The organism is Methyloceanibacter sp. (assembly GCF_041573655.1).
Lineage (GTDB): Bacteria > Pseudomonadota > Alphaproteobacteria > Rhizobiales > Methyloligellaceae > Methyloceanibacter.
In genome coordinates this window covers 1-3896 of the sequence record NZ_JBFFQD010000084.1, presented here as the reverse complement: position 1 = coordinate 3896, position 3896 = coordinate 1, and the positions used below count along the sequence as shown (strand labels likewise).

Here is a 3896-nt window from a genome sequence, read left to right as displayed (position 1 = left end):
TGGACAAGTGCATCGGCTGTCATACCTGCTCGGTCACTTGCAAGAATGTGTGGACCAGTCGCGAAGGCATGGAATACGCCTGGTTCAACAACGTCGAAACGAAGCCCGGCATCGGCTATCCGAAGGAGTGGGAAAACCAGGAGCGCTGGAACGGCGGCTGGCGTCGCAAGCGCAACGGCGAGATTGAGCCTCGGATTGGCTCAAAATGGCGCGTGCTGGCGAACATCTTCGCCAATCCGGACCTGCCCGAGATCGACGACTATTACGAGCCATTCACTTTCGATTACGAGCACCTGCAAAAGGCGCCGGAGCTGCAGACCATGCCGACGGCACGGCCGCGATCTCTGGTCAGCGGCGAGCGCATTGAGAAGATCAAGTGGGGCCCGAACTGGGAAGAGATTCTTGGTGGCGAGTTCGTCCAGCGCTCGGCCGACGTAAACTTCGATGGCGTGCAGAAGGAAATCTACGGCCAGTTCGAAAACACCTTCATGATGTATCTGCCGCGGCTGTGTGAGCACTGCCTCAACCCGACTTGCGTGGCCTCTTGTCCCTCCGGCGCGATCTATAAGCGGGAAGAAGACGGAATCGTCCTGATCGATCAGGACAAATGCCGGGGCTGGCGCATGTGCGTCTCGGGCTGCCCATACAAGAAGATCTATTACAACTGGTCGAGCGGAAAATCAGAGAAGTGCATCTTCTGCTTCCCGCGCATCGAAGCTGGGCTGACCACGGTCTGCTCGGAGACGTGCGTCGGACGCATCCGTTATCTCGGTGTCGTTCTTTACGACGCCGACCGCATTGAGGACGCTGCCAGCGCCGCCGACGAGCAGGATCTCTATGAGGCGCAGCTCTCGATCTTCCTTGACCCCAACGATCCGGACGTGATTGCGCAGGCGCGCGCCGACGGTGTGCCTCATAACTGGCTTGAGGCCGCGACGCACTCGCCGGTGTGGAAGATGGCGATGGACTGGAAGATCGCCTTCCCGCTGCACCCGGAGTACCGCACCCTGCCGATGGTCTGGTATGTGCCGCCGCTTTCTCCGATCAATACGGCGGTGGAGGCCGGAAAGATCGGGCACGACGGCGAAATGCCGGATGTGCGCAGCTTGCGCATCCCACTCAAATATCTCGCAAATCTTCTCACCGCCGGTCAGGAAGAACCCGTGGCTCTGGCGTTGGAGCGCATGCTTGCCATGCGCGCCTATATGCGGGCCAAGACGGTGGACGGTGTGGTCGATGCAAGCATCCCCGAAAGCGTCGGCCTCAGCGCCGAAGAGATGGATCACATGTACGAAGTCATGGCCATCGCCAATTACGAGAACCGGTTTGTCATTCCGACAGCCCATCGCGAACTCACCGAGGATGCCTACGACATCCGCGGCGGCTGCGGCTTCTCCTTCGGCAACGGCTGCTCGGACAGTGCGGCAGAGCCAAATATGTTTGGCGCACCGAAGAAGCACAAGACCCCGCTGGAGGTCGCGTGATGACGGCAACCTTCAAGGTCCTGTCCGCATTGCTCAGCTATCCGGACGACGCGCTGATGAGCGCAGCACCGGCGTTTCGGCGCGCGCTTGACGAGGAGAGTCTCCTACCTCCAGAAACCCGGCCCTTGCTCGATGCGCTGGTCGAGGAAATAGCGGCAAGCGACCTCTATGATCTGCAAGAGCGTTATGTCGAATTGTTCGATCGAACGCGGTCTTTATCGTTGCATCTGTTTGAGCATGTTCATGGCGAAAGCCGCGACCGCGGTCAGGCCATGATCGACCTCAAATCCCTGTACGAGCAAAATGGACTTCATCTCAGCTCCAGCGAACTTCCGGACTATCTGCCCGCGTTTCTTGAGTTTCTGTCGGTACGCCCGTTGCCTGAAGCGCTTCAGACGCTGAGCCAGACAACACATATTCTCACCGCGTTGGCCGAACGCCTGCACAAGCGCGGTGCGCCCTATGAGGCGGTGTTTCGTGCGCTCGAGGCGATTGCAGAGCCTGCAGAAGATGCCGCGTCCGTGGAGATCGTCCCCGAAGGTTACGACGCCGATCCGAACGATTTCGCGGCGCTTGATGCGCAGTGGGAAGAAGAAGCGGTGAGCTTCGGGCCGGACGCGGCGCCGGGCTGCAAGGACCGGCTCGTGGCGCAGATCCGCGCCGGGAGACGCCCGGTTGCCGACGTGCCTACAAAAGGAGAGGCGCCATGAACGCCGCCATCAATCAGTTTCTCTTTGGCTGGTACCCGTATCTGTGCATCGCGGTGTTTCTTATCGGCAGCCTTATGCGCTTCAACCGAGAGCAATACACATGGCGGTCGGGATCCAGTCAGCTCTTGCGGCGCAAGCAGCTCTCGTGGGGCTCAAATCTCTTCCACGTTGGCATTATCATCATCTTCATTGGCCATTTCGTTGGCTTGTTGACGCCCATCGCCGTGTTCGATGCCTTAGGTATCTCGCACGGATTCAAGCAGATCATGGCAATTGTTGTCGGCGGCATCGCCGGCATTGCCTGTTTCATCGGGCTGACGCTTTTGGTGCATCGACGCCTGTTCGATGCACGCATCCGCAACAACTCATCATTCGGCGATATCTTCGTGCTTCTGCTGCTCTATGTGCAGCTTACCTTGGGGCTCGCCACCATCCCTCTCTCGCTTGAACATTTAGACGGCGGGGTGATGCTGAAGTTCATGAATTGGGCCCAAGGCATCATGACGCTGCAGCCGGGCGTGGCAGCGCTGGTTGCCGACGCGAATCCGATCTTCAAGCTGCACCTGTTCCTCGGCATGACGCTCTTCCTCGTCTTTCCATTCACGCGCCTCGTCCATATCTGGAGCGCCCCAGTCTGGTATCTGGGGCGACGCGGCTATCAGGTGGTGCGCACCCGGCAGCAAGTTGGTCCCTACGGCGAACAGCAAGGACTGCCGCGAAGGCCCGGCGGCGGCCGTCCTATGCCGGCCGAGTAAACGGCATGACTTGTCTCACCCAAACCGTGGAGCTTCCTGAGCGCATTCCGGTGCGTGTCAACGGGGTGGACATTCCCCACGACGCAATCGCGGGCGAGGTGCAGCACCATCCAGCGTCCAAACCAATCGCAGCCTGGCAGGCCGCGGCCCGTGCGCTGGTGGTCCGCGAGCTCTTGCTTCAGGAGGCGCACCACCTCAGCATCGAGCCCGCCCCACTCAGCGACGAGAGCGGCCGGCGCGAAACGGAGGAGGAAGCGCTGATCAGAGGCTTGATCGAGCAGGAGGTTGCGACACCGGAGCCGGACGAAGCGACGTGCCGACGCTTCTACGAACAAAATAGACAGCGCTTCCGGTCGGAGCCGATTTACGAGGCGGCCCACATCTTATTTACGGCCCGCCAAGATCACGCGGGGGAATACGCAAAGGCCGAACGGGCCGCTGCTTCAGTCATTGAGGCGCTCAAGAGACAGCCGGAACGATTTGCGGACTTGGCGAAGGTCCACTCCGTCTGTCCGTCCGCCGCGCAGGGCGGCAATCTGGGCCAGATCACAAAAGGTCAGACCACGCGAGAGTTTGAGGAGGCGCTCGCCGAACTTGCTCCCGGAGCGCTCACCTCAAAACCAGTAAAGACGCGTTATGGGCTTCATATTATCCGTCTTGATCGCCGGATCGCCGGAAGAGAATTGCCGTTCGAGATGGTCACCGACCTAATCTCGGACTACCTCCGCGAGAGCGTCATCCGTCGTGCGACGGCTCAGTATGTGGCCCGTTTAGCGACCAAGGCCGACATTACGGGCGTCGTTCTTGCCGGAGCGGAGTCTCACGGCGTCGCTTAACTCACCAACAATGCTGTTTTGGCACGGATCCACGCCGCCGAAGTGTTTGACCACTTGGCGACGAGGCCGATACGCTGAGGCCCCGCCAAGAGAAAGGCGCCAAGCAGAATG

General features: G+C 60.1%; 4 protein-coding genes. All 4 read left to right on the top strand.

The genetic code is table 11. The features are described 5' to 3' along the window. Positions 1 to 1484 (top strand): nitrate reductase subunit beta (narH, locus tag ABY454_RS12025; protein WP_372930976.1); only part of this gene is annotated, 1484 nt, incomplete at its 5' end. Next, complete coding sequence (gene narJ, locus ABY454_RS12020; RefSeq protein WP_372930975.1) at positions 1484 to 2194, top strand: nitrate reductase molybdenum cofactor assembly chaperone; 711 nt, start codon at positions 1484 to 1486, stop codon at positions 2192 to 2194. The genes narH and narJ, both read left to right, overlap by 1 nt. After that, positions 2191 to 2949: a respiratory nitrate reductase subunit gamma gene (gene narI, locus ABY454_RS12015; protein WP_372930974.1), complete on the top strand. Its 759-nt coding sequence runs from the start codon at positions 2191 to 2193 to the stop codon at positions 2947 to 2949. Before narJ ends, narI begins: the two co-directional genes overlap by 4 nt. Positions 2950 to 2975: 26 nt before the next feature. Beyond that, entirely contained in the window at positions 2976 to 3785 is an 810-nt protein-coding gene (locus ABY454_RS12010) for a peptidylprolyl isomerase (protein WP_372930972.1), read from the top strand. Positions 3786 to 3896 lie beyond the last annotated feature (111 nt).